Raw genomic sequence first — 21,625 nt, 5'->3', positions numbered from 1 at the left:
GGAATAGTGCGGCCGAAACCAGCGGTTATCAGGGTATGGAGATCACTGAGTTCCCAGGGTACGAGTGGACGACCGTCGCGGATTCACCTGTGCGAGAGCTGTTTCCTGGCATTCGCTCGCGGGCGCTGTGGAGCGGGGCGAACGGCGCGAAAGCGTATGTCCTGGAAATGGATCCGGGCACGGCGTGGGAGGGCATCGATCTGCACGAGCCAGGGCCGGAGGAGGTTTTCGTATTATCCGGCACGTTCAACGACGGATTCCGTGACTATCCGGCCGGATCCTTCATCCACGCTCCGGCCGGATCGTCACATATCCCGCAGTCGACAACCGGCTGCACATTGTTCGTCTTCTATCCCGAGGGCTGACAGCGACGCTGTCGGTTCCTACTCCCGGTTGAAGCGCGCGCGAACGGCGTCCATGCGCGCGCCGCTGTCGCCGCCTGCTGTGTTACCGGAAAGGCCACCATGACCTGCTCGAACGGGTGTTCCCGGCGCTGCACGAACAGCGCGACGCCGGCGGTACGTCGGACAGCACCTGTTCGACGTGGTCACCGCACCCTCGGTAGGTCGGCTTACCGCACTTCGAGCAGACGGCGCGTTGGCACACGAGAACTCCTTCGGATTGATGGGCGAGTACGACGACGCTAATGCCGACGACGAGCCAGCCGGCGGGTTTCGCGCAGCGTGTCCCGTATGGCTGCGTCCGCCGAGGCCGCACAGGTCATCTCCGATATCGGCGCCCCGTGATCGAACTCGACGACGCGGCACTCTGATGTCGATCGAGGTTGCTGACCATTGCAGCGTTTATGAGGAAATCGTCAGTTAGCGTGATATCGTATCGGAGTTCTGCGCGATCGCCCTGCGGATGTGTCAATTGGTGGCTCGGTGAGAGGACCCGTATGTCCCGGTATCTATTCGCCCTCGGTCAGGCCGTAGCGCGTCGCCGCTGGTGGGTGCTGGTGCTATGGATTGTGCTGCTGGTCGGCGCGATCGTTTTCGCGGCTGGGAGCGGTGGCAAGACCAACGACAACTTTACTGTTCCGGGCACCGAATCACAGGATGCCGTGTCGTTGCTGCAGCAGCGAATGCCCGCGTTCAGTGGTGCGCAGATGCAGGTTGTTTTCCAAACCCCAGGTATGGCCAAGGTGACCGACCAGCAGGTCAGCGCTCAGATCGAGCAGGTAATGACGGGGTTGAAGGGACTGCCGCAGGTCGCGGCGGTCGTCGACCCGTTCCAGGCGCAGGCGATCTCGCCGAATCAGCGGGTGGCACTGGGCAGTGTGCAGTTCTCGGTGTCGGCGGGGGAGGTCGGCGAGGACACCCTCGACGCGGTGAATCACATCGCCGACTCGGCTCGTGATACCGGTGTGACGGTGGAATTCTCCGGTGCGGTGTATCCGGGTTTCACGGCCGAGATCCCGCATACGCCAGAGATTCTCGGCATCGTCGCGGCATTCATCGTGCTGCTGATCACCTTCGGCGCGGTGGTCGCGGCCGGACTGCCTATCATTACGGCCTTGGTGGGTGTGGGTATCGGGCTCACCGGGATTCTGGGCGTGGCCGCCTTCGTCGACGTGGCCTCGGCAGCGACGTCGCTGGCACTGATGCTCGGCCTGTCCTGTGGCATCGACTACGCGCTGTTCATCCTGTCGCGGCATCGACACCAGATCGTGCTGGGAATGGCTGCGGCCGAGTCCATTCCGCTCGCGGTCGGAACCGCGGGCAGTTCGGTGGTATTCGCCGCGGTCACCGTGATCATCGCATTGTGCGGGCTTGCGGTCGCGGGCATTCCGTTCCTCACCGTCATGGGGCTGACGGCCGCGGGTGCGGTGCTGGTCGCCATGCTGGTCGCGCTGACGCTGCTGCCCGCACTACTCGGCTTCGCCGGTGACATGGTCGCCAAGTTCATCTCGCCGCCGCTGCATCCGGGCAAGCCGGAGCGGGTCGCGCGCATCGCCGCCTATGAGCCCGAACGCACATTCGGGCACGCCTGGGGTCGATTCGTTACCCGATTCCGGATCCCGATGCTGGTTCTCGGTATCGCGATTCTGGTCGTCCTTGCCCTCCCGGCCACGCGCATGGACCTCGGATTACCCAGCGGTGAAACGCAATCGGAGTCGAGCACCGCACGGAAGGCATACGGCATCGTCAGCAATTCGTTCGGCCCCGGTTTCAACGGGCCGCTGCTGGTAGTGACCGACCTGTCGGCTGCCACCAGCCCCGACGCCGGACAAATGCTGATGGGTCGACTGCGGCAAGAGCCCGGCGTCGCCGCCGTGCAGCCCGCGGGCTCCGATAACGGGTTGCTGCTGATCCAGGTATTCCCGAAGACCGGTCCCAACGACTCCGCGACGAGCGATCTGGTGAACCGGCTGCGCGACGATCGTGACCGCATCGAAAGCGGCACCGGCGCAACCTATCTGGTCGGTGGTACCACGGCCGCGAATATCGACACCTCGCACCAGTTGGCCACGGCGCTGCCCATCTTCCTCGCGGTCGTCGTCGGGCTGGCACTGATATTGCTCACAATCGCGTTCCGCACCATTCTCGTCCCGCTGTCCTCGATCGTCGGGTTCATCCTGTCGGTCTTCGCCGCCCTCGGAGCGCAGGTCGCGGTATTCCAATGGGGCTGGGGTGCAGGACTTTTCGATGTCACCAAGGCGCAGACGCTGAGCTTCCTGCCGATCATCACCCTGGCCATCATCTTCGGCCTGTCCAGCGACTATCAGATCTTCGTCGTTTCCCGGATCAAGGAGGAACACACCCGCACCGGCGAAGCGATCAATTCGGTGCGCAACGGCGTCGCCCATTCCGCGCGCGTCGTCACCGCGGCGGCACTGATCATGTTCGCGGTGTTCGTCGCCTTCACCACCACCGACAACCCGATCGTCAAACCCCTGGCGTTCACCTTGGCGATCGGTGTGCTGCTCGATGCCTTCATCGTCCGGCTGACCCTGATACCCGCCGTCATGGCCATTATCGGAAACCGCATGTGGTACCACCCGCGCTGGTTCGCGCGCTACGTCCCCGACCTCGATATCGAGGGTGCCGAACTCGAACGCCGCTTCGGCCACCACGCCGAAGCGCAAGTGCCGCAGGACATTACCGAATTGTCATGATGACCGCTCGACGCTGCGACGATCTCGGATCACCGGTGCCGACCGCGCCACGGTATCGGACGATCTCCGGCGGGCGGCCACCCCTCGGGCGGCCAGTCCTCCGATACCGGACGATCATCGGTGGCGGGGGCCACGTGTCAGGTCGGGTCGAGCACGATCTTCACCGCACCGTCGGTTTTGTGCTGGAACATCTCGTAGGCGTCGGGCGCCTCCGACAGTGGAAGCCGATGGGTGGCAAAGCTTTCCACACCGAGCGGATCGTCGTCGCCCAACAGTGTCAGAATCTCGGGTGCCCAGCGCGTGACGTTGGCCTGTCCCATGCGCAGCTGGATCTGCTTGTCGAACAGGATTCGCATCGGAATCGGATCGACCATGCCGCCGTAGACACCGACCAGCGATATCGTTCCGCCGCGGCGCACGATATCGATCGCGCTGTACAGTGCCGCCAGCCGGTCCACCCCAACCGTGTCGGTCAGCCGCCGTGCTATCGGATCGGGCAGCAACGTGGCAGCGCGCTGCGCCATCGCCGCGACCGGCGACCCGTGCGCCTCCATACCGACCGCGTCGATCACCGCGTCGGTGCCACGGCCGTCGGTGCGCTCGCGAATGGCCTCACCGAGTGCTGAATCGGTATCGCAGTCGATCACCTCGATGCCACGCGCGGCCACCCGAGCCAGCCGTTCGGGCACTCGGTCCACCCCGATCACCCGCAACCCGCGATGGGCGGCGATCCGGCAGGCCATATCGCCGATAGGTCCGAGCCCGAGCACGGTCACCGACCCGCCCTCGGGCACGGCCGCGTATTCCACCGCCTGCCATGCGGTCGGCAGCACATCGGATAGGTACAGGAACCGGGTGTCGTCCGGGCCGTGCGGCACGCTGATGTGCGTGGCATCGGCATGCGGCACCCGCAGAAATTCCGCCTGCCCGCCGGGTACCTGGCCGTACAGCTTGGAATACCCGAATAACGCAGCGCCGCTCCCGTATTCGCGAACCTGGGTGGTCTCGCACTGGGTCGGCAGCCCGCACGCGCACATATAGCAGTCGCCACAGCTGATCTGGAACGGCACGACAACCCGATCGCCGCGCGTCAATGTGGTCACCGCCGACCCGGTTTCCTCGACGATGCCGATCGGCTCATGCCCGAGTACGTCGCCGGTGTTCAGATACGCGCCGAGTACCTCGTATAGGTGCAGATCCGATCCGCAGATCGCCGACGATGTCACCCGCACGATCGCGTCGGTGGGTTCCTCGATTCGCGGATCGGCGACATCCTCGACCGCTACCTTGCGCGGCGCCTGCCAGGTCACTGCTTTCATCCGGACTCCTCACCCGTGCGGTCGACTCCATTTCGCCCTACCCGCGCGCGAGCCCGGGAAACCGGCACCCCGGCCGCAAATCACCTGGCGGTACCGAATGCCCGCAACCCGGCCTGTACCCGCCACGGATCAAGCAGCGCGCGCTGCTGTTCGGCCCGCGCGATCAGTTGGTCGAAATCCACATCCGGCAACCGTTCACCCAGCCCGGCCGGATCGCGCAAGGTCGCCCACAGTTGCTTCTTGCGATCGATTCCCATCACGAGGAACTCGAGTTCGGTAAATCTGCTCAGCGGCGAGTAGCCGACCAGACGGCCATTCGGTTTCACGCGCGCGAATCGTTCGAGAACTATCGCGAGTCCGCTCTTCCAGTGGTTTTCGCGTACGCCTACACGGCGCATGATTTGCCGGAATGTCTCCACGTCCTCCGTGATGGCCTCGGCCACCTCGGTCAACGCCGTCTCAGCCGGATCGCCTCGGTTGTTGGCCCGCGCCCGCCGTGCCAGTTCGCGCCACAGCAGGCCCATCGCGAGCTGGTCATTGAGGTAAATGCCCAGCAGGTTGCTCCGTTGGAAACCGAGTAGTCCGCTCATATCGCACGGATACCCAGTCTGTCGACAATTCGGCTGCGGCAGGCGCCCGTGCGCACCAGTGCACCAGTGCGTCGGTCACGGCGATACCGCGAGAGTTCCGGGTGTGGGGAGTCGATAGTCGCGTTCGAGGTCGCGTAGGAGCATGGGCCGCCGCCGCCCGCCGCCGCGCGGCTCGACTTCGGCGTACGGAACTGGACTGCGCCTGATCACCTTGACCTCGACCGGTGCGGCCTGCTCGGCCGTGGCGGCGGGTACGAGAAGGGTTCCTGGACAGATCATCATGCTTCCGCCTTTCCGGCTGAACGCACTCTGGTTGGGTGAGTCGGTCGTACCCGGCGTCGGTGCCAGCAAACCGACGCTAATGATCTTCCGAGATCACCGGGCTGCCTCGTGCCTGACCTGTCGCGCTGGAACTCTGGTGAAATATCGGCAGCCGATTGTCCTCCGGCGACAAGGCCCGAGGCGAAGTTCGTTCATGCACGACGGTGTCCTGGGGCGAGGTGACTTCTACCGTTGTCGTCATTCCCCGTACTCATGCTGAGGACCGCCGATGAATCTTTCGACCCTGCCGGATCGCCGTGCGGCCGCCGCGCCGGAGGCGGCCGCCATCGCCGACGACAGCACTGACCTGAACAACACCGGATTCCTCGATGCCGTGCGGCGTGCCGCCGCTACCCTGCGCGCTGCCGGAGTCTCGAGCGGCGACGTGGTCGCGATCATGTTGCCCAACACCGCCGCGTTTGTAGTATCGCTGTTCGCTACTTGGCGGGTTGGCGCCACCGTCACCCCTGTCGACCCGTCGCTGACCGGCTCGGAAGCCGAATCCCAGTTGACCGACACGGGCGCCGGTGTCCTGATCACCGAGCAGCGGCCGAGCTTCGACGCGACGGTTCACGCCGTCATACCCGCCGACGAACTCACCACCGCGGAGCCCGATGTCGCCGAACCAGCACGGCCCCGCACCGACACATTGGCGCTGCTCATTTATACCAACGGCACCACAGGCAGCGTGACGGTCGACCACGCCAACCTGCACGCCATGTGCTCGATGGCGATCGAGGCGTTCGAACTCACCGCAGCCGACCACAGCCTGCTGAGTCTGCCGCTGTTCCACGTCAGCAGCATCGTGGTCGGCACCTTGTCGCCGCTGCTCGCCGGTGGCCGTGTCACCGTGGCCTTCAGCCCGAAGACCTTCTTCGATCGCATCGAGCGCAGCCGTGCCACATACATCTCCGCAGTCCCGACCACATATGAACTGCTTTCGGATATGCCCGCCCAAATCCGGCCGAACGCCGCATCGGTACGATTCGCCATCTGCGGAGCGGCGCCGGCCGACGACGAACTGTTGACAAAATTCGAACGCCGCTACGGCATACCCGTCATCGACGGCTGCATCTCCGAAGTTCCCGTGCGGTGGACGCCGTCGGAATGCTCCCGCCGGGCCAGCTGAGCGGAGCACAACCCGGCGATTTCCCGCACAGCAACCGTGCGGTAACTACCGTTGGGGAGTGACGAGTTTTCGTCGCGACGGTGATGTCGATGTGCGCCGCTATGTCGCGAAGATCGCCGCCCGCATGAACGAGCGGGTGACGGAGATCAGCGCGATCCTGCGGCGCGGTCTCGAGGAGGATATCCCCGAATTGCGCGGCGACCCCCGCAATATCGAACTGCTCGGCGCCAGCGTGGAAGGCAACGTAGACACCATCCTGCACGCGCTGCAGCACGAGATACCAGTGACTCGGATCAACCCGCCTACCGCGGCCATCGAATACGCCAGACGTCTTGCCCAGCACGGAGTTCCGGTCAATGCCCTGGTGCGCGCCTATCGGGTCGGCCAACGCAGGATGACCGAGTTGTTCTTCGCCGAATTGCGCGCCGGTGATATCACGCCCGACGATGGTGTCACGGTCGTGGAGGCAATCACCACCATGATGTTCGAATACATCGATTGGATCACCCAGCGGGTCGTCGCGGTGTATGAGACCGAGCGCGAACAGTGGCTTGAGAGCCGTAACAGTGCCCGCGCGCTGCGTATAGGTGAGGTGCTGTCCGGCGCAAAACCGGTCGATATCGATACCGCGACCGAATCCATCCGCTACCCGCTGCGTTGGCATCACCTCGCGCTGATCCTCTGGTATCCAGATACCGGCGCGAGCGGTGACGAGCTGATCCGGCTACAACGCTTCGTCCGTGAGTTGGCCGAGGCGGTCGGCACCGCGGCCGCGCCGCTGTTCGGAGCCGCCGACCGGATGAGCGCCTTGGCCTGGCTGCCGTATCGGTCCGAGCAGTCCGACGCGGTGGCCAGGGTCTGTGATTTCGCCGGCAAGCGTCCGGAGGCACCGCATCTGGCGATCGGCATCATGGGCCAGGGGGTGTCCGGATTCCGCCGGTCCCATCAGCACGCGCTGCGCGCACGCTCGGTCGCGCTCACCCGCGGGGACGCGGAACCAAGGATCATTGTGGCGAGTGAGCCGGGGCTGTCGGCCGCGGCGCTGTTCGACGGCCGCAGCGCCGAGGTCGGCGAATGGGTGGGCGAGGTGCTCGGCGAATTGGCCGCCGACACCGATAACGATGCTCGCTTGCGCGAGACGCTGCGGGTGTTCTTGCGCACCGGATCCAGCTACAAGGCGGCTGCCGCGGAGCTCGATCTACATTCCAACTCGGTGAAATACCGGGTCGGGCGGGCGGTTTCGCGCCGTGGTCGGCCGATCACCGATGACCGGTTGGATGTCGAGCTGGCGCTGCTGATCTGCCACTGGTACGGCACAGCGGTACTGCGGCCGACTTCGGAGTGAGTCCACCGCCCGGATCTCAGGTCGGCGCCTGCAGGGTGTGCAGGACCCAGTGCCCTTTTTCGTTGGTTTTCGCGTAGTAGAGGCTGGCGTCGGCGGCGTCGAGCAGGGATTCGGCATTGGCGCCGGCGATCGGTGTGATAACCGCGCCGATGCTGGCCGCTATTCGCAGCTGCTGGCCGTTGATGGTGATGGGGTCGGGAAATACCGACAATAGTTGGTTCGCGATGGCTGTTATCTGGTCGGTGGTGGCCGGTGGCGGGATCAGCACGACGAATTCGTCGCCGCCGAGCCGGGAAATGAGGCAGTCGTATCCGCGTAGCTTGTCATGCAGGCGGGTAGCCACCGCGACCAGGACTTTATCGCCGGTTCCGTGGCCGAAGCGATCGTTGACGTATTTGAAGTGATCTAGATCGGCGAAACACAGTCCCGCGCGGTCACTTTCGTCGGCGGCCGCGATGAGTTCTTCGATCCGCTCGAGCAGGTAGCGTCGGTTCGGCAGGCCGGTGAGCGGATCATGTCGGGCCTGGCGACGAAGTTCGAGCTGGAGCCGGTGTTCTTCGGTGATGTCGGCTCCGATGGCCAGCAGGTAGTCGGGTTGTCCGTCGGCGCCTTTGACATAGGAGATGGCGAATGACATCCACCCGACGCTGCCGTCGGCACGCACCAGTCGACGCTCGAGTCTGACCGTGCCTTCCCCGGAAGGAACCAGTTTGTCGTAGAGCACGGCCCGGATATCGTCTCGGTCGTCGGGATGGGCGAAGTCGTACACCGATATCCCGCGCAGCGCCTCGACCGGTACCCCGATCATGTCGGCCAAGCCCCGATTGGCTTCCAGCAGTGTGCCATTGGTATCGCCGATGGCGATCGCGACCGCCGTATTGTCGAACAGGATGCGGTATCTCGCATCCTGTTCCTCGCGGCTGCTGTCCTCGGTTGAATAGTGCTGCGCACGAGACTGATCCAGGTGTGCCTGATGGCCTTGTCCCAGAGCGACCAGCAGTCCGGCGAGTCGTTGTCCGGCGTCGGGCCGAGCGGTGTATTCGGCCAGCCCGTACAGCACCTGCGCCGACACCGTTGGCACCCGCCCATCGACCAAATGGGCAGCCGACAGCGCCGCTCCGACGCGGGCACCCACGGTCACGTCGAAGGGTTCGGCGTCGAGCGCCGCGGAAAGTTCAGCGATCAGGACGGATAACTGTTGGTATCCGATGTCATCGGGCATGCGCATGCCGTCGGCGGCGGCAAGCGTTTGCCACCAGGTTCGAGCCAGTGCCGCACACTGGGAGTCGTCCACCACAACCCTTCGATACCTTGCGCCGCTCGACAACCCCTGACCGAGAGCGGCGTTGCGTCCAACCGAACGATAGACGGTGGATACCGTTTCGTGTGGAAATTTCCGGCTAGAGCAACATTCACGAGAGATGGTTTTCGCCGAAGATCGACGTTCCTTTATATCTGAGGGTCGTGTTCTGCCATACCCAGGTGGCTTGCACACACGCGAGCAGGTCCTCGACATGGGCTGAGACCGGTTCGGCCACGGAGCTGTCGGTGATCTCCGCGCACCGGCTGACGATCCTGGCCTGAATTCCGCGGAATTCGCCCAGCCGGTCGCGCACCAGTCGTGCGGCGTCGTGCACAGCGTCGGCAAGGTCGGCACCGGCAGTATTGAGCAGGAAGACCGGGATCAGGTTGAAGTCAGCGCGGTCGTGGATGCATTCTTTTTCGAAAGAGAACATGTCGTTCATCAGTGCCCCGATCTCTACGGTCGAGCGCCGTAGCTGCCGTAGATCGGCATCGAGCCCGACGGCGCGAATCCGATCCCACGGCAGATACTCGTCGCGACCGAACTCACACAGTGCGATCGCCGGATACATGCCTGACACCTGGGCACGCAGGTCGATGTAGTCCGCCACGGTGAGCAACTCGCCGCGGGCGCGCGCATTCTGATCCCGGATCGCCGGACGAAGATGGTCGATGGTCGAATCCAGGAACCGATTCAGCCAGTCCGGGTCCGCCCGAGCCCCGATCCGCTCCAGGAATTCCACTGTCGCGGCCTCCACCGGAGTGGGATCGGTTGCGGCACAACGTGTATCGAGCAGCCGACACAGCTGTTCCACCGTCGCGCGTGCCTGCTGCTTTTCGGCATCGGTCAGGTGGGCGAACTTCTCGCGGCCGACAGTGTCGTTGAGCCAGAACAGGATCGCGTTGTAGATCCCGATAATCGTCATCCGTTCCGCGCTGGCAGCATGCGGATGCAGGTACGGAGTCATGCTGTTGTAGTGCGCGCCCCCGGCGTCCAACCAAATCCCGTACCGGCGGCAGAGCTGTTCCACTTCCGCACACGCCTGCTCCCCGAACCGATTCGGCGCGAAACCCGCACAGAAATCGACGATGTCGCAGTCGGACGTACTGAACAGCTCGCGCAGCGACCACTTCCGCCGCGCGCGGATCAAAGCCGCATAATCTGCCTGCATCGTGGCGAGCCGCGCCTCGATCACCGGCGTGTACTCGCCAACCACCGAACTCCCTCCCCGACCACACCGCGCCTGGACAGGGTGCCGGACCGAATCCGGCAGTAACCGCACCCGGCAATAAAATGATAAACGATCGTAAGCCAGACGGCTTCACTCGATTATCTGGTGAAAGGTCTTGCTGGGGAACGGGTGTGCCGCACTGGGAGTTCAGCGGTGTCGGCCCACGTTGCACGACGATGCCGTGGCCGGTCGCCCGGCCTGGACGGTGGTTCTGCCCCCCGAGCCGGGCTACTCGCTGTGGTCCTGCTGGGCGAGGACGAAGGTGCCCTGGCCGTTCGGGTCCAGTTCGGTGTCGAGGATCTTGTCGTCGAGGAAGGCGGCGGCCTGCTCGTCCAGGAAGATCCGCGACCCTTCCGCGTTCAAGACTTGGTCTTGTTCGGCGGGTTCCGCGGCGATCGCGAGGGACATCGTTTCGGCGCCATCCGTCGTGGAGATCCGCAGCCCGGCATCGGTCGGCGTGCCCTCCGCGGAGGTGATGGTGCGAACTGCCTCGAGGGCATTGGGGGTGAGCATCAGCATCTGTCCGGTTCCTTCCGCTGTTGTCACAGTCCACCCAAGTGGGTCGGCTGCACTTCTCGCGGGCCAGTTTCCAGCCCTGATTCCGGTAGCCCCATCGGCACCGGCATCCGCCTAGCAGTAACCATCAACGGCTCGCGCAAACAACCTTCGCCGAACCTGCGTGAGTTGATGGGGACAGGCGCTACCCCCGGCTATCGACCCAGCACTCAGGCGGCAACGTTGAAGACCGCGCTGAGCGGTGACGAGGCCGAACGCTTAGCTGATCTGGTTCTGTGTGTCAACAGTTGGTCGGGTGTGACGGATGCCTCGCCAGCCCAGTGGGAGTTGGACGCGGCCTGCCCGGATATCGCCTATGAGGTGCGCGTAGCCGTCGCGGACCTCGCTGAGGTGGACCCATGCCGAGTGTCGAAGCTCCTCGCAGTCGCTGTGCAGCACTGTCCACCATGCCTCCGCGTATGTCTTGGCGACATGACTGATCACCTCACCGAAGGTGTGCGTGTGGCGGCGGGCGCACCGACTGTGGCGCACGTAGTACGCCGCCCAAGAGTTGATCTTGTCGATGACCTTCGCGATATCCGCATGCAGAGCTGTCTCGGTGACCTCGGGCGGATGCCGCTGTGGATTCAAGACCGCCGAAATCAGGGCAGCGTGCAGATCACCGAGCTCTCTCGCCCATGTGATCAGCGGGAACGGCTCGGTGAGGCGCCCGGCGATCGCGGCCAATAGCTGCTCGGGCGAGAGCACCGATGCCGCATCTATCGCTACATCCCCCTGCTCCGCGATATCCGCGTCCGTAGGGGTCACATGTTCGTCCGGCAGTAAGTAGCTCACGGCGCTGCGGACCGCCTTCTACGGCCGATACCGACGCAGCGGTCACCGCCGCGGGCGATGCGCGTCGAGATGTTGGCGGCGCTGGCGGAGCGGCTGGTCATGCGAAATATTCGGAGGCCAGTTGTGCGATGCCGGCCTCGGCGGGATGGGCGTGCAGATGCATAGGTCGTGCTCGATTATTTCGAGATGAATGGGTGATGTGGCGAGTGCGGCGCTGCGGCTCGGCGCATAATGCTAATACTGACTGCGCACTCAGTCAACGACCGGGTAGGCGGTCATCGGGTGCTAGAGTCTCCGCAAATTTGGCCGAGGAGGGGTGGGATCAGTGAGTGAGCGTGCGACGGGACCGGGCAAGTCGGGCGCGATTCTCGATATTTTCACGCGCCATGTCGCCGAGAAGGGCTACGACGGCACCAGTTTCAGTGGCGTCGCAAGCGAGCTGGGCATCTCCCAGGGCTTGATCGTGCACCACTACGGCACGAAGGCGCGGCTGTTGGAGGCGCTGCATGTGTCCTATATGCAGCGCCGCATCGGTGAGGCACGGCGAATCGTGTCGGAGTTCGCTACGCCGACCGAGCAGCTTGCCGGACTGCTGCACGCGGCCATGCTCTATCAGGTGCACGATCGGCATCGGACCGTCGCCTTCCAGCGTGAAGTCGCGCGGCTCGCGCAGGAGGATGAGAACTCCGAGGGGCGCAAGCTGCGCAGGAGCTACATCGGAATACTGCACGGCGTGGTCGATGCGGGCGTCGCGTCGGGTGAGTTCCGCGCGGTCGATACCAGTATCCGGAGCCTGCTCATCTTCGGTGCCGCGCAATGGGCGTGGACGTGGTTCGAGCCGGAAGGCCGAAGATCTGCCGCGCAGGTCGGTGCCGAACTGGTAGATCTCACCCTTGGATCGCTATTGGTGAATCGCAGATCGCTACCGCGCTTGACCGATCCGGACGGCAGCCTGGTCGCAGCAGTGCTCGAGATAATCACCGCACCAGCCGGTTCGCCCGAACAGTGCGAGTCCCCCACAAGTCTTCGAGACCTCGAGAAAGACGGCTGATCAGTGATCACCGTGCCCATGAGCATGGACGCGATACCGAGTTCGGTCCCTGGTGTGGTCGTGTAGCGACCGCGTGCGACGCCAGCCCGCATCGCCGCACCGCTCACCGTCTCTCGCAGCGAATCATCGGTCAGTCCGCAGGTCGATCAGCGCGTACGTGTGCACGCATCCCTTGCAGACCTGCCGGAATAGCAAGGTTTGCTGCCAGATAGGCGGTATCCGGCTTCGATCAACGAGCATCGGGCTTCTGCGAGACCACCCGCTCTAGCGCGCGCAGGTACGCATCCAGCCTGCGGAACAACCAGTAAGCGGCGACGAACGCGAGCCCGGAGGCCGCGCACAACCCCAGCACCGAATCGCGTACCAGCGGAAGTTCCTCCGGCTCGAGGGCGGTGAATCCGGCCAGCACCCCGACCAGCGGCACCGACGCCGTCACCGCGAGATAGGCGGTGATTCTGCGCCGCAGCGCACGCAACGAGGCGGCGTCGTGCGCCGATGTGCGGCCGTGGCGCAGGTAGATGGGATAGACACAGCGCACCACGTAGAACGTGGAAAGGAAGAAGGTATAGGCAACGGAGATGGTGCCCGCCACCAGAACGGTCGCAGCCGCATGGGTCATCAGCCGCGTCGGTAGGTCGGTGAACCAGTGCAGCAGCAGCACCCCCGTCACGGTTGCGCATACCGCGAACAGCAGAGTGTTCATCGCACACAGGTCGCCCCAAAATAGTGTTCGCGACCGCACCCGCGCGAGCACTGCCTCGCTGTAGCGTCTGCCGGCGCGCAAACCGCGCGGAACCGCGAGCAGATCACGCGACATATATGCGTAGATGAGAATGGCCGGCGGCGAGGCGCAGAGGATGAAAATGATGACACCCGCGTTGAGCTGTGCGTTGGTGGCATCGGAAAGCCGCTCTCTGATCAGTTCCTGAACGTGCACGGCCAGGTAGACCGTAGCCAGGGTGACGCCGACCAGCGAAGATAACCACAGGATGGGAGTTGGCCATCGCGAAAGTCGTGCCCGCCAACTGTTCGGCGGTGGATAAACAAGGTCGCGGGCCAGTTCCTCTAGGCATAGGTCGAACTGCTGCGCCAATTCCGAACCGCACGAGTAGCGGTCTTCGCGCTCGGGCGACAGACACTTCAGCAGCACTCGGCGCAACGCCACCGGGCAATCCGGCGGAAGCTCCGCCAGGAACGTCGATTCGACGGGTCTGCGCCGCAGTTCGAGCATGCGGGCCAGCGACGTCTGCGAATCGCCGGCGGAGGTTTCGTCCGCGAATGGTCGGTGCCCCGTGAGCAATTCCCACAGCATGACGCCCAGCGCGTAGATGTCGCTTCGCGTATCGAGGTCGGCGGCGGTCGCCGAGAAGTCCGGATGGCAGGCTTCGAGCTGTTCGGGCGACATATAAGCCAGCGATCCGCCGAAGTACGCCAGGGGACTCGTGCCCTTGAGATGTTTGCTGGAGCTGACATTGAAGTCGGCCAGCTTCGGGATTCCCTCGGCGCTCAGCAGCACGTTCGCGGGTTTGATGTCTCGATGCAATACGCCTCGGTCCGACGCGTGCTGCAGCGCGTCCGCGAGTCGACGGCCCAGCCAGGCGACGGTCTCCGGCCACGTCAGTGCGGCGGTCTGAGTCCGAACAGCCGATTCTGTGGGCCGAACCTCGCCCTTTTCGGCAAGTACCTTGTCGATGGCATCGAGCAGCAGTTGCCCGCTGCGGTATTCCAGAGGCGTCGAGCGCTGTAGGCGCAGCACGTCGAGCAGCGTTCCTCCGGGGAGGTACTGCATATAGAGCAACTTCAGCTCGCCGTCGGCGATGAGTCGCTGGTCGAAGATGCGCACGATGTATTCGTGGTCCAATTGCGCGAGGGTCTGCGGCTCGTTGCCGTGGTTATGGGAAATCTTGACCGCGACCAGTCGCTGCATTGATTGTTGTCGAGCGAGGTACACCTGGGCGAAGGCGCCGGACCCGATCCGCATCAGGAGGTCGAAATCGTCGATACGGTGGCCGACATCGATGGCGTCGAGAACCATTTGGGCACTCGGACGAGCAATCATCGTGCTGCGGTAATCGCCGGTGAGCTGCGCGAGCTCGGGTCCCGCCGCCGTGGCGGTCGTCTCGTCGAGCATGTTGGCCGCATCGGCCGGGTGCGAACCGCGGCGCAGGGCGTGGAACTCCTCATAGACCAGCTCGGCTGGCAGCGGACCATCTCGCAGCTCTGCGAATTCCGCACGGTATTCGGTCAGTCGTTTGGGAAAGTCATAGTGAAGCCAGCGGTATTCGAGATCGATCTTGATCAGTTCGATCAGGATCGTGCGCCGCTCAGCCGGTTCACAAGGCAGGTATGCCGACAGATCCGGTGGGGACCCGGACGCCCAAGACTCGGAAAAGCGCGCCACCGCAGCGGCTAGCGCTGTGCGGGTTCGCGCAGCTGGATCGACCAGATCGGTCGGCTCGTACATCGGTCGCTCGGAGATCAGCGCCAGACGATCAGCCAGCGGCTACGCGTGATGCGGCCCATGTCGCGGTTGCCCCACATTATTTCCTTTCCGGCCAAACCTCCCTGCCTAAGGGTATCGCCCCGGTGCGAGCGCACGGTCAGCAAATTCGCCGAACCGAGCATGGTGTGCGCGAGCCATGGTGGTGCGATATTGGAGGTGAAGCGACACAGTCCCTACTGATCTGGAGGGCAGTGCGAATGCCGTCGAAAACTTGGAACATCGCCATCGCCATCGAAGAAATCGATCGCCTGACCAAAGTAAAAGCGCAGCTACTCGGCCGTGACGATGGGCCATTGATCGCGGCCGGGTCCGCGCACGCCAATCCCGCTGACGAGAATGTTCCCGCCATCGGCGATGAGCTCGCTTGTGCCCGTGCGCTGCAGGATCTGGCCCACCAACTGCTGTACGCGGCCATTGCGGATATCGAAGCCCACACGCACAAGCCGGTGCAGGGCTTGCGAGGCTGACATCGACCACGCCGGGGTTGACTCGACAATCTAGTTTGACGGTTCCGAAGTCGAAGGCGTCACAGCGCCGCGAGTGCTACCGCGGCTACCCACAGCTCTCGATCGATCGGATCGTCCGGTACGCCGTATTCGGCCGATCGGAACGTTTCCGCGATATCGGCACCGGGTCGGTCCCGGGACGCCGTCCAAAGATTGCCCCGCGCGTCGGCTGTCCGCATCAGCGCCGATTCCGTGTGGAATCCGAACCCCCACAGCGTCTTACGAGGCGCCTGCGAGAACACCAGCGTCGCCAAATCCTGGAACGGCGGATCAGCCGATGTCGGCTGGGTGAGAACGCCGATCTGATCCGGTCCCGCCAGGGTGAGGCCGAAAAAGAGGGGAGTCGAGTCCCACTGTTCGTTGGCTCCGAGCAAGGTGGCGGTCACGGTTCGGATCAACTCGTCGGATGGGTACAGGATCGTTCTCGACATGCATGCCTTCCACTGGATGGGCCACGCTTCGTCGGTAACGGTAATGGTTGCCGCGCGGACATGGGCTCGCTCCAACCATCAACCGTTCTGGAATTGTCGCCGTTGTCCGGACCGGTCAGGGGGCGATGCCGGTGAGGGAGAGGAATTCCTGGCGGGAGCGGGCATCTTCGCGGAGGGAGCCGAGAAGGGTGGAGGTCACGGTAGTGGTCCCGGCTGCTTGCACGCCGCGCAGTGTCATGCAGGTGTGCTCGGCTTCGATGACTACGCCGACGCCTTTGGGTTGAAGCTGTTCGGCGAGCCAGTCGGCGATCTGTTTGGTGAGTCGTTCCTGGACCTGGGGACGGCGAGAGAAATGCTCGACGATACGAGCGAGTTTGGACAGCCCGAGGATGCGGTCACCGGGTAGGTAGCCGACGTGTGCGACGCCGACGAAGGGTAAGAGGTGGTGTTCGCAGACCGACCGCAGCGGGATGCGGCGGGCGAGTACGAGTTCGTCGTAGCCTTCGTCGTTGGGGAAGGTGGTCAGATCGAACGGGCGTGGGGTGAACAGTTCGGCGTAGGCGCGGGCCATCCGACCGGGGGTGGCGTGCAGGTGTTCGTCGTCGAGGCCGACGCCGAGCGCGGTCAGGAAGTTCCGGGCGGCGAGCTCGGCGGCGACCAGGTCGATGGTGGTTGCGGGGTCGTGGACTACTCGTAGTGCGGGTTGGGACACGATGATCAGTTCCCGCCGACGCCGAGGGCGGTGAGCAATACGAGGACCAGGGTGGTGACCGCAAGGACGCCGTGGCCGCCGACGACGGCAACCGGGAAGTGTTTCTCGGCCGGTTCGGGGTTTGTTGTCGCTGCGGTTTCGGTGCGTCCCCGGTAGACGGGCAGCCAACGCAGCAGCATGACGAAACCCAGCAGTGCCACCGGGATCAGCAGTGCGAATGCGATCCAGGCAAGGGCGTCGTTGTCGATGGCGAGGTAGACGATCCACACGACAAGCCCGACGACGGCGAGCGCGAAATGCCCGAATAGGACCGGTACGGGCAGATGGCTCGCACTCGGTTGGCGTGCACCGCCTTTAGCGATCCAGGTGCCGAGCAGGACAAACCCACCGACGGCGGTGAGCAGCCAAAGGATCAATGCTGCGATACCCATGATGTCTCCTGACTAGTTACACCAAAGATTATTGGTGTTATTGCTTGCGCTGGTCAAGTTGCCCTCGCTGGTCGGGTACCCAACGCGTTCCGACCAACACAGTCGGCGTTATTGTGGTCGTGTGACCAGTGAATCGGCGATCGGCGCGGTGGCCGCGCTGGACGATGAGCTGCGCCGCGGCATGTTCTGGTTCATCCGCGCTGCCGGGCGCCCGGTCACCCGCGACGAAGCCGCCGAGGAGGTCGGAATCTCGCGGAAGCTGGCCGCATTCCATCTGGACAAGCTCGTCGACGCCGGACTGCTGCAGGCTCGATACGAACAGGTCGGCGGGATCCGGCGGGTCGGTCGGGCGCCGAAGGTTTACGAGCCCACCGATACCGAAGTTCGGGTGAATATCCCCGACCGACGCCACGAGGTGCTGGCCGACATCTTGATCGGCGCGGTACTCACCGAGACTTCCGACGAAACCGCCCGAGCCGCGGTGCAGCGGGTGGCAGCCGAGCGTGGTGTGGGAATCGGAGCGGCCATGCGGAAGCGTTTGCGGCCCGGTCGACTCGGCGCGGAACGTGCCATGACCCTGCTCCACACGTGGCTCGCCGAGCACGGATTCGAACCCGTCCGCGCCACGCCGGATTGCATCCGGCTTCGGAACTGCCCGTTCCATCCCTTGGCCGCGCAGGCACCGGACCTGGTGTGTGGACTCAATCGCGCCTATCTCGCCGGCGTGCTCACCGGACTGCGGGCCGATTCCGTCACCGCCGAGCTGGCGCCGAAAGCCGGCGAATGCTGCGTACAGCTCCGTCCCGCCACGTAGGACAGGCTCGCTCTACGACCGCATGACCTGACTGTGACGCCCTGCGCGTGACTGTCTCGTTGTGCAGAAATCCGGAAAAACACCTTCCCTTCACGACGTACCATCGATTAATGTGTCGTTATATAGCGGTACGTTAAATAAGGGGATGATGTCTTATGGAGATCGCCACGAAGTTCTGGACGGTACGTCGTGTGGTGGTCGCTACGGTGTTCGCCATCGCGCTGGTGCTGGTGACGGTCGCCTCGCCGCACCTTTTCGCGGCCACGGCTGGCCCTCGGGATTCGCACAGCCCCGGCGGTGGTCATGGTTACGGAGCGGGTTCGCGTCCCAACAGCAATGACCACAGTCAGCAGAACAGCGGTTACGGTTACGGAGTGCGCTCCGGCAGCGGCGGACACGATCAGTACAGCGGCCGCACCGAGAACCCCTGCCGGTACACCCCCACGGGGACGTGTGGAGCGCGTTGACAACTCGACGTGCTCAGTCAGCGCCGCGACGGGTGATATCGCCGACAGGCGGGTGAGCCCGCCTGTCGGCGTACGGTCGCTCGCGGCGGCAACCCCGGAGCAGCAGTTCGGGCCAGCTCCGGGCTGAGCAGCGCATCCGAGCGCGGCACCGCGGGTGCCGGGGTCGGGTGCGCTGGTCTAGGCGTCTTCGAGGGCTTCGCCGATCTGGTGGGCGACGCGGTTGTGCTGATTCTGCACCAGCCAGTGACCGGTCGCGAGGACGACCGCTACGGGCCATTCGATGATCTCCGCGGCGGCCAGGGCGCCGAGGGCCCCGTAGTACGCCAACTGTTCGGGACGGGGGAGATGGACGCGGCCGAGCCCCGGCAGATCCAGCGCGAAACCTTGGGCGGCCAGCACCCGGTCGACGGCGTTTCGGTGGCCGGTTATTGATTTTTCGGCCATGTGTTGCCTCCCGGTCATGGTGTGTTCGAGTATTCGACTCCTGGCATCCGCATGGTGTCCAGTGTGATGAGTAGTGGTGTTGGCGTGAGCTCGGATCCTTTGACGAGCGCATTGACGCAGGTACTGACGGTGCCGTTGCGCGAGGTGTACGCGGTGCTCTGGCGTCTGGGGGTCATCGAGATCCTCGACTGATTATCCCGCTGTCGACCGCCCTTGGTGAACAGTCGGGGAACGATAGCGGCGATGGCGGTGGCGACGGCGGCAGTGGACAGCGCCTGCCACCAGCCGATCGGGCCCAGGGGTGTGCTGCCGAGTAGTTGGCTGACCCCTGGGGTGCTGATCAGCACGGCCAGGACCAGCAGTGAACCGGCCGCGGTGGCGACAACCAGCGGGCTGTGGGAGTCGATGAGCGTCTGTCCCAGCTGTGTGGTCACCAATGCCACCAACGCGACCGTCGAGGCGCGCTGTCTTCGGCCGGTGAATCTCGCCTGCACCCACGCGACCATGGCCGCGCAGGCGGTCGTCGTGCCCCGCACCGCTACCGTCCGCCACAAGGCGGCTCGGTCGGGTCCGCGGCCGGTGTACCGCGACTCGGCGCTGGGCGGGCTGACCGCGAGTGCCGCGGCGGGCAGCGCATCGGTGAGGATGTTGACCAGCAGCAGTTGGCGGGTGTTCAGCGGTGCCCGCCCGGTCAGGGCGGTGCCCGCGATCGCGAAAGCCACCTCGCCGGCGTTGCCCCCGAGTAGTACGGCCACCGCCGACTGCACGCGCCGCCACAGTTGACGGCCCTCATCGAGGGCGTCCAGCAGTGCGCGGATTCGCCCGTCGAGCAGCATGACGTCCGCCGCGGTGCGCGCGGGGTCGCTGCCGCGTGCGGCCACGCCGATGCCGACAGTTGCGGTGCGGATGGCCGCTGCGTCGTTGGAGCCGTCGCCGACCATGGCGCATACGTGACCCAGCCGCTGAATCGTCTCGACGATCTGCACCTTGTGCTCGGGGGACATCCGGGCGAACACTCGCCGACTCTGCACCGCCCGCTCTTGTTCGTGCCGCGACAGCGCCTCCCATTCGGGCCCGCTGATCACCTGATCATCGTCGGTGGGCATGCCGACTTCGGCGGCGATGGCGGTGGCTGTCACGGGATGGTCACCGGTGATCAGCCGCACCGCGATGCCGCGCTCGGCCAGCTCGGCAAGCACCTCGGTCGCGTCCGGGCGCGGTGTGTCCGATATGCCGAGCAATCCGGCGAATCGCAATCCGCCGCCGCACAATTCGGTGAAGGCGTCGGTGTCGTCGCGCACCGAGCGGGCCTGCGTCGCCGAAAGCTGCCGGGTGGCGACAGCGATCACCCGCAGTCCCTCGGTGGCCATCTCGCGCACCTGCCGCTGTGCCGCGTCGTCGGCATCGTCGCATGCGGCGAGGACCACCTCCGGCGCTCCCTTGATCGACAACTGCGTATCGTGCACGGAGACCGAGAACGCGCGACCGGACCGGAACGGCAGATGTGCCGCCGGCTCGCCGTGGTTCAAGTGTCGCCCGGCGTCGGCGACCGCGCGGTCGGTGGCGTGTTCGTGCGGCTCGCCGTTAGCGAGCGGGGTGGCCCGCAGGGCGTGGATGAGCACATCGTCGGCGGACAAATCGGAAGCGGCATGCACCCTGGTCACGCGGAGTCGGTTCTCGCTGAGCGTCCCGGTCTTGTCGAAACACACCACGTCGACACGGCCCAGGGCCTCGACCGATCGCGGACTTCGCACCAGCGCGCCCGCATGGCTCAGTCGCCGTGCCGATGCCTGCTGCGCCAACGTCGCGACCAGCGGCAACCCCTCCGGGACCGCGGCCACGCCGACGGCGACACCGCTGCTGACCGCCTGGCGCAGACCGGTGCGCCGTAACAGTCCGAGCGCCGTGACCAATCCGCCGCCGACGAGGCTGAACGGCCATGTCTTGTTCGTCAGATCTTTCAGTTGTGTCTGCAGACCGACCGAGGGGCTGTCTTCGTGTGCGGTGGTGGTAGCACGACGTGCTCGGGTCTGTTCGCCGACGTCGGTGACGATCGCGACCGCGATGCCCGCGACCACGGTTGTGGTGGCGTAGAGCATGCAGGCTCGTTCGGCGACGGGCGCGGCCGGTGTCGCGTCGACCTGTTTCGGCACCGGCAGCGATTCCCCGGTCAATGACGACTCGTCGACTTCCACGTCGAGCGCACGGGTGAGCCGAGCGTCGGCGGGCACGACTTCGCCGGGCCGTACCTCGATGAGGTCACCGGGTCGCAAGTCGGTCGCGTCGACCATCGCGTAGCGATCGGCGTCGACCAGCTTGCGGGCCGGTGGGGCTTGGTCGGCCAGCAGTCGCCGCAGCAGCCGTTCGGCCCGGATCCGCTGAGTCGCGGCCATGGCCGCGTTCCCGGCGAGCACCGACCCGACCAGGATCGCGTCGACGGGCGAGCCGAGTACCGCGCTGGCCGCCGATCCGACCGCGAGCACCGGGACCAACGGGTCGGACAGTTCCGCGCGTATCGCGCCGACGAAATCCCCCATCGCTCGGCGTACCGGCGCGATGA

At 64.9% G+C, this 21,625-nt stretch carries 21 protein-coding genes and 1 pseudogene; 9 read left to right on the top strand and 13 right to left on the bottom strand.

What is annotated here, in order from left to right; translation table 11 throughout:
* The first annotated feature begins 35 nt into the window (after positions 1-35).
* Positions 36-365, top strand: coding sequence for a cupin domain-containing protein (locus tag ACIBG0_RS23070; protein ID WP_397035022.1), 330 nt, complete (start codon positions 36-38; stop codon positions 363-365).
* 533 nt (positions 366-898) lie between these two features.
* Positions 899-3,118, top strand: coding sequence for an MMPL family transporter (locus ACIBG0_RS23065; RefSeq protein ID WP_397035021.1), 2,220 nt, complete (start codon positions 899-901; stop codon positions 3,116-3,118).
* Positions 3,119-3,255: 137 nt separating this feature from the next.
* Here the strand turns inward: ACIBG0_RS23065 and ACIBG0_RS23060 are convergent, their stop codons facing one another.
* The 3 genes from ACIBG0_RS23060 to ACIBG0_RS23050 form a co-directional block, all read right to left on the bottom strand.
* On the bottom strand, positions 3,256-4,437 hold the full coding sequence (locus ACIBG0_RS23060; RefSeq protein ID WP_397035020.1) for an alcohol dehydrogenase catalytic domain-containing protein: 1,182 nt from the start codon (positions 4,435-4,437) through the stop codon (positions 3,256-3,258).
* 80 nt (positions 4,438-4,517) lie between these two features.
* The gene (locus ACIBG0_RS23055; RefSeq protein ID WP_397035019.1) at positions 4,518-5,027 is read right to left on the bottom strand and encodes a hypothetical protein; all 510 of its coding nucleotides are present in this window, start codon (positions 5,025-5,027) and stop codon (positions 4,518-4,520) included.
* A gap of 75 nt (positions 5,028-5,102) precedes the next feature.
* Positions 5,103-5,309, bottom strand: coding sequence for a hypothetical protein (locus ACIBG0_RS23050; RefSeq protein ID WP_397035018.1), 207 nt, complete (start codon positions 5,307-5,309; stop codon positions 5,103-5,105).
* A 268-nt stretch (positions 5,310-5,577) separates the two neighbouring features.
* Here ACIBG0_RS23050 and ACIBG0_RS23045 point away from each other — a divergent pair, with 268 nt between their 5' ends.
* Both ACIBG0_RS23045 and ACIBG0_RS23040 read left to right on the top strand, forming a co-directional pair.
* Positions 5,578-6,477 carry a class I adenylate-forming enzyme family protein gene (locus ACIBG0_RS23045; protein ID WP_397035017.1) on the top strand — a complete coding sequence of 300 codons (900 nt, stop codon included), beginning with the start codon at positions 5,578-5,580 and terminating at the stop codon, positions 6,475-6,477.
* Positions 6,478-6,601: 124 nt separating this feature from the next.
* Positions 6,602-7,822, top strand: a complete 1,221-nt coding sequence (locus tag ACIBG0_RS23040) for a PucR family transcriptional regulator (protein WP_397035213.1) — start codon at positions 6,602-6,604, stop codon at positions 7,820-7,822.
* A gap of 16 nt (positions 7,823-7,838) precedes the next feature.
* Here ACIBG0_RS23040 and ACIBG0_RS23035 read toward each other — a convergent pair whose 3' ends face one another.
* The 4 genes from ACIBG0_RS23035 to ACIBG0_RS23020 all read right to left on the bottom strand — a co-directional run bounded on the left by ACIBG0_RS23035 (position 7,839) and on the right by ACIBG0_RS23020 (position 11,706).
* Complete coding sequence (locus ACIBG0_RS23035) at positions 7,839-9,116, bottom strand: diguanylate cyclase domain-containing protein (RefSeq protein ID WP_397035016.1); 1,278 nt, start codon at positions 9,114-9,116, stop codon at positions 7,839-7,841.
* A 118-nt stretch (positions 9,117-9,234) separates the two neighbouring features.
* Positions 9,235-10,341: a terpene synthase family protein gene (locus ACIBG0_RS23030; protein ID WP_397035015.1), complete on the bottom strand. Its 1,107-nt coding sequence runs from the start codon at positions 10,339-10,341 to the stop codon at positions 9,235-9,237.
* Positions 10,342-10,584: 243 nt separating this feature from the next.
* Positions 10,585-10,902 (bottom strand): hypothetical protein, encoded by a 318-nt coding sequence (locus ACIBG0_RS23025; RefSeq protein ID WP_397035014.1) that lies wholly within the window; start codon positions 10,900-10,902, stop codon positions 10,585-10,587.
* 228 nt (positions 10,903-11,130) lie between these two features.
* Entirely contained in the window at positions 11,131-11,706 is a 576-nt protein-coding gene (locus ACIBG0_RS23020) for a hypothetical protein (RefSeq protein ID WP_397035013.1), read from the bottom strand.
* Between the two features lie 325 nt (positions 11,707-12,031).
* Between ACIBG0_RS23020 and ACIBG0_RS23015 the strand changes: the two genes are divergently transcribed.
* Positions 12,032-12,757, top strand: a complete 726-nt coding sequence (locus ACIBG0_RS23015; RefSeq protein ID WP_397035012.1) for a TetR/AcrR family transcriptional regulator — start codon at positions 12,032-12,034, stop codon at positions 12,755-12,757.
* Positions 12,758-12,986: 229 nt separating this feature from the next.
* Here the strand turns inward: ACIBG0_RS23015 and ACIBG0_RS23010 are convergent, their stop codons facing one another.
* A complete protein-coding gene (locus ACIBG0_RS23010) occupies positions 12,987-15,221 on the bottom strand; it encodes a serine/threonine-protein kinase (protein ID WP_397035011.1) in 2,235 nt (744 codons plus the stop codon).
* Positions 15,222-15,457: 236 nt separating this feature from the next.
* Here ACIBG0_RS23010 and ACIBG0_RS23005 point away from each other — a divergent pair, with 236 nt between their 5' ends.
* Complete coding sequence (locus tag ACIBG0_RS23005; RefSeq protein WP_397035010.1) at positions 15,458-15,727, top strand: DUF1876 domain-containing protein; 270 nt, start codon at positions 15,458-15,460, stop codon at positions 15,725-15,727.
* A 59-nt stretch (positions 15,728-15,786) separates the two neighbouring features.
* On the opposite strand, the gene ACIBG0_RS23000 is transcribed toward ACIBG0_RS23005, so the two are convergent.
* From ACIBG0_RS23000 to ACIBG0_RS22990, 3 genes are all read right to left on the bottom strand, one after another.
* On the bottom strand, positions 15,787-16,197 hold the full coding sequence (locus ACIBG0_RS23000) for a hypothetical protein (protein ID WP_397035009.1): 411 nt from the start codon (positions 16,195-16,197) through the stop codon (positions 15,787-15,789).
* A 115-nt stretch (positions 16,198-16,312) separates the two neighbouring features.
* Complete coding sequence (gene folE, locus ACIBG0_RS22995; RefSeq protein WP_397035008.1) at positions 16,313-16,909, bottom strand: GTP cyclohydrolase I FolE; 597 nt, start codon at positions 16,907-16,909, stop codon at positions 16,313-16,315.
* Between the two features lie 5 nt (positions 16,910-16,914).
* Positions 16,915-17,340 carry a hypothetical protein gene (locus ACIBG0_RS22990; RefSeq protein ID WP_397035007.1) on the bottom strand — a complete coding sequence of 142 codons (426 nt, stop codon included), beginning with the start codon at positions 17,338-17,340 and terminating at the stop codon, positions 16,915-16,917.
* 121 nt (positions 17,341-17,461) lie between these two features.
* On the opposite strand from ACIBG0_RS22990, the gene ACIBG0_RS22985 reads away from it, so the two are divergent.
* Positions 17,462-18,154: a helix-turn-helix transcriptional regulator gene (locus tag ACIBG0_RS22985; protein ID WP_397035006.1), complete on the top strand. Its 693-nt coding sequence runs from the start codon at positions 17,462-17,464 to the stop codon at positions 18,152-18,154.
* Positions 18,155-18,309: 155 nt separating this feature from the next.
* On the top strand, positions 18,310-18,621 hold the full coding sequence (locus ACIBG0_RS22980) for a hypothetical protein (protein ID WP_397035005.1): 312 nt from the start codon (positions 18,310-18,312) through the stop codon (positions 18,619-18,621).
* A 177-nt stretch (positions 18,622-18,798) separates the two neighbouring features.
* Here ACIBG0_RS22980 and ACIBG0_RS22975 read toward each other — a convergent pair whose 3' ends face one another.
* Complete coding sequence (locus ACIBG0_RS22975) at positions 18,799-19,065, bottom strand: hypothetical protein (RefSeq protein WP_397035004.1); 267 nt, start codon at positions 19,063-19,065, stop codon at positions 18,799-18,801.
* A gap of 51 nt (positions 19,066-19,116) precedes the next feature.
* Here ACIBG0_RS22975 and ACIBG0_RS22970 point away from each other — a divergent pair, with 51 nt between their 5' ends.
* The gene (locus ACIBG0_RS22970) at positions 19,117-19,257 is read left to right on the top strand and encodes an Rv1535 domain-containing protein (protein WP_397035212.1); all 141 of its coding nucleotides are present in this window, start codon (positions 19,117-19,119) and stop codon (positions 19,255-19,257) included.
* A gap of 98 nt (positions 19,258-19,355) precedes the next feature.
* Here the strand turns inward: ACIBG0_RS22970 and ACIBG0_RS22965 are convergent.
* A pseudogene (locus tag ACIBG0_RS22965) lies at positions 19,356-21,458 on the bottom strand (cation-translocating P-type ATPase); the annotation flags it as partial.
* Positions 21,459-21,625: the final 167 nt, after the last annotated feature.

It is taken from the genome of Nocardia sp. NPDC050630 (assembly GCF_044457245.1).
Lineage (GTDB): Bacteria > Actinomycetota > Actinomycetes > Mycobacteriales > Mycobacteriaceae > Nocardia.
This window is presented reverse-complemented; position numbering and strand designations above follow the sequence as displayed.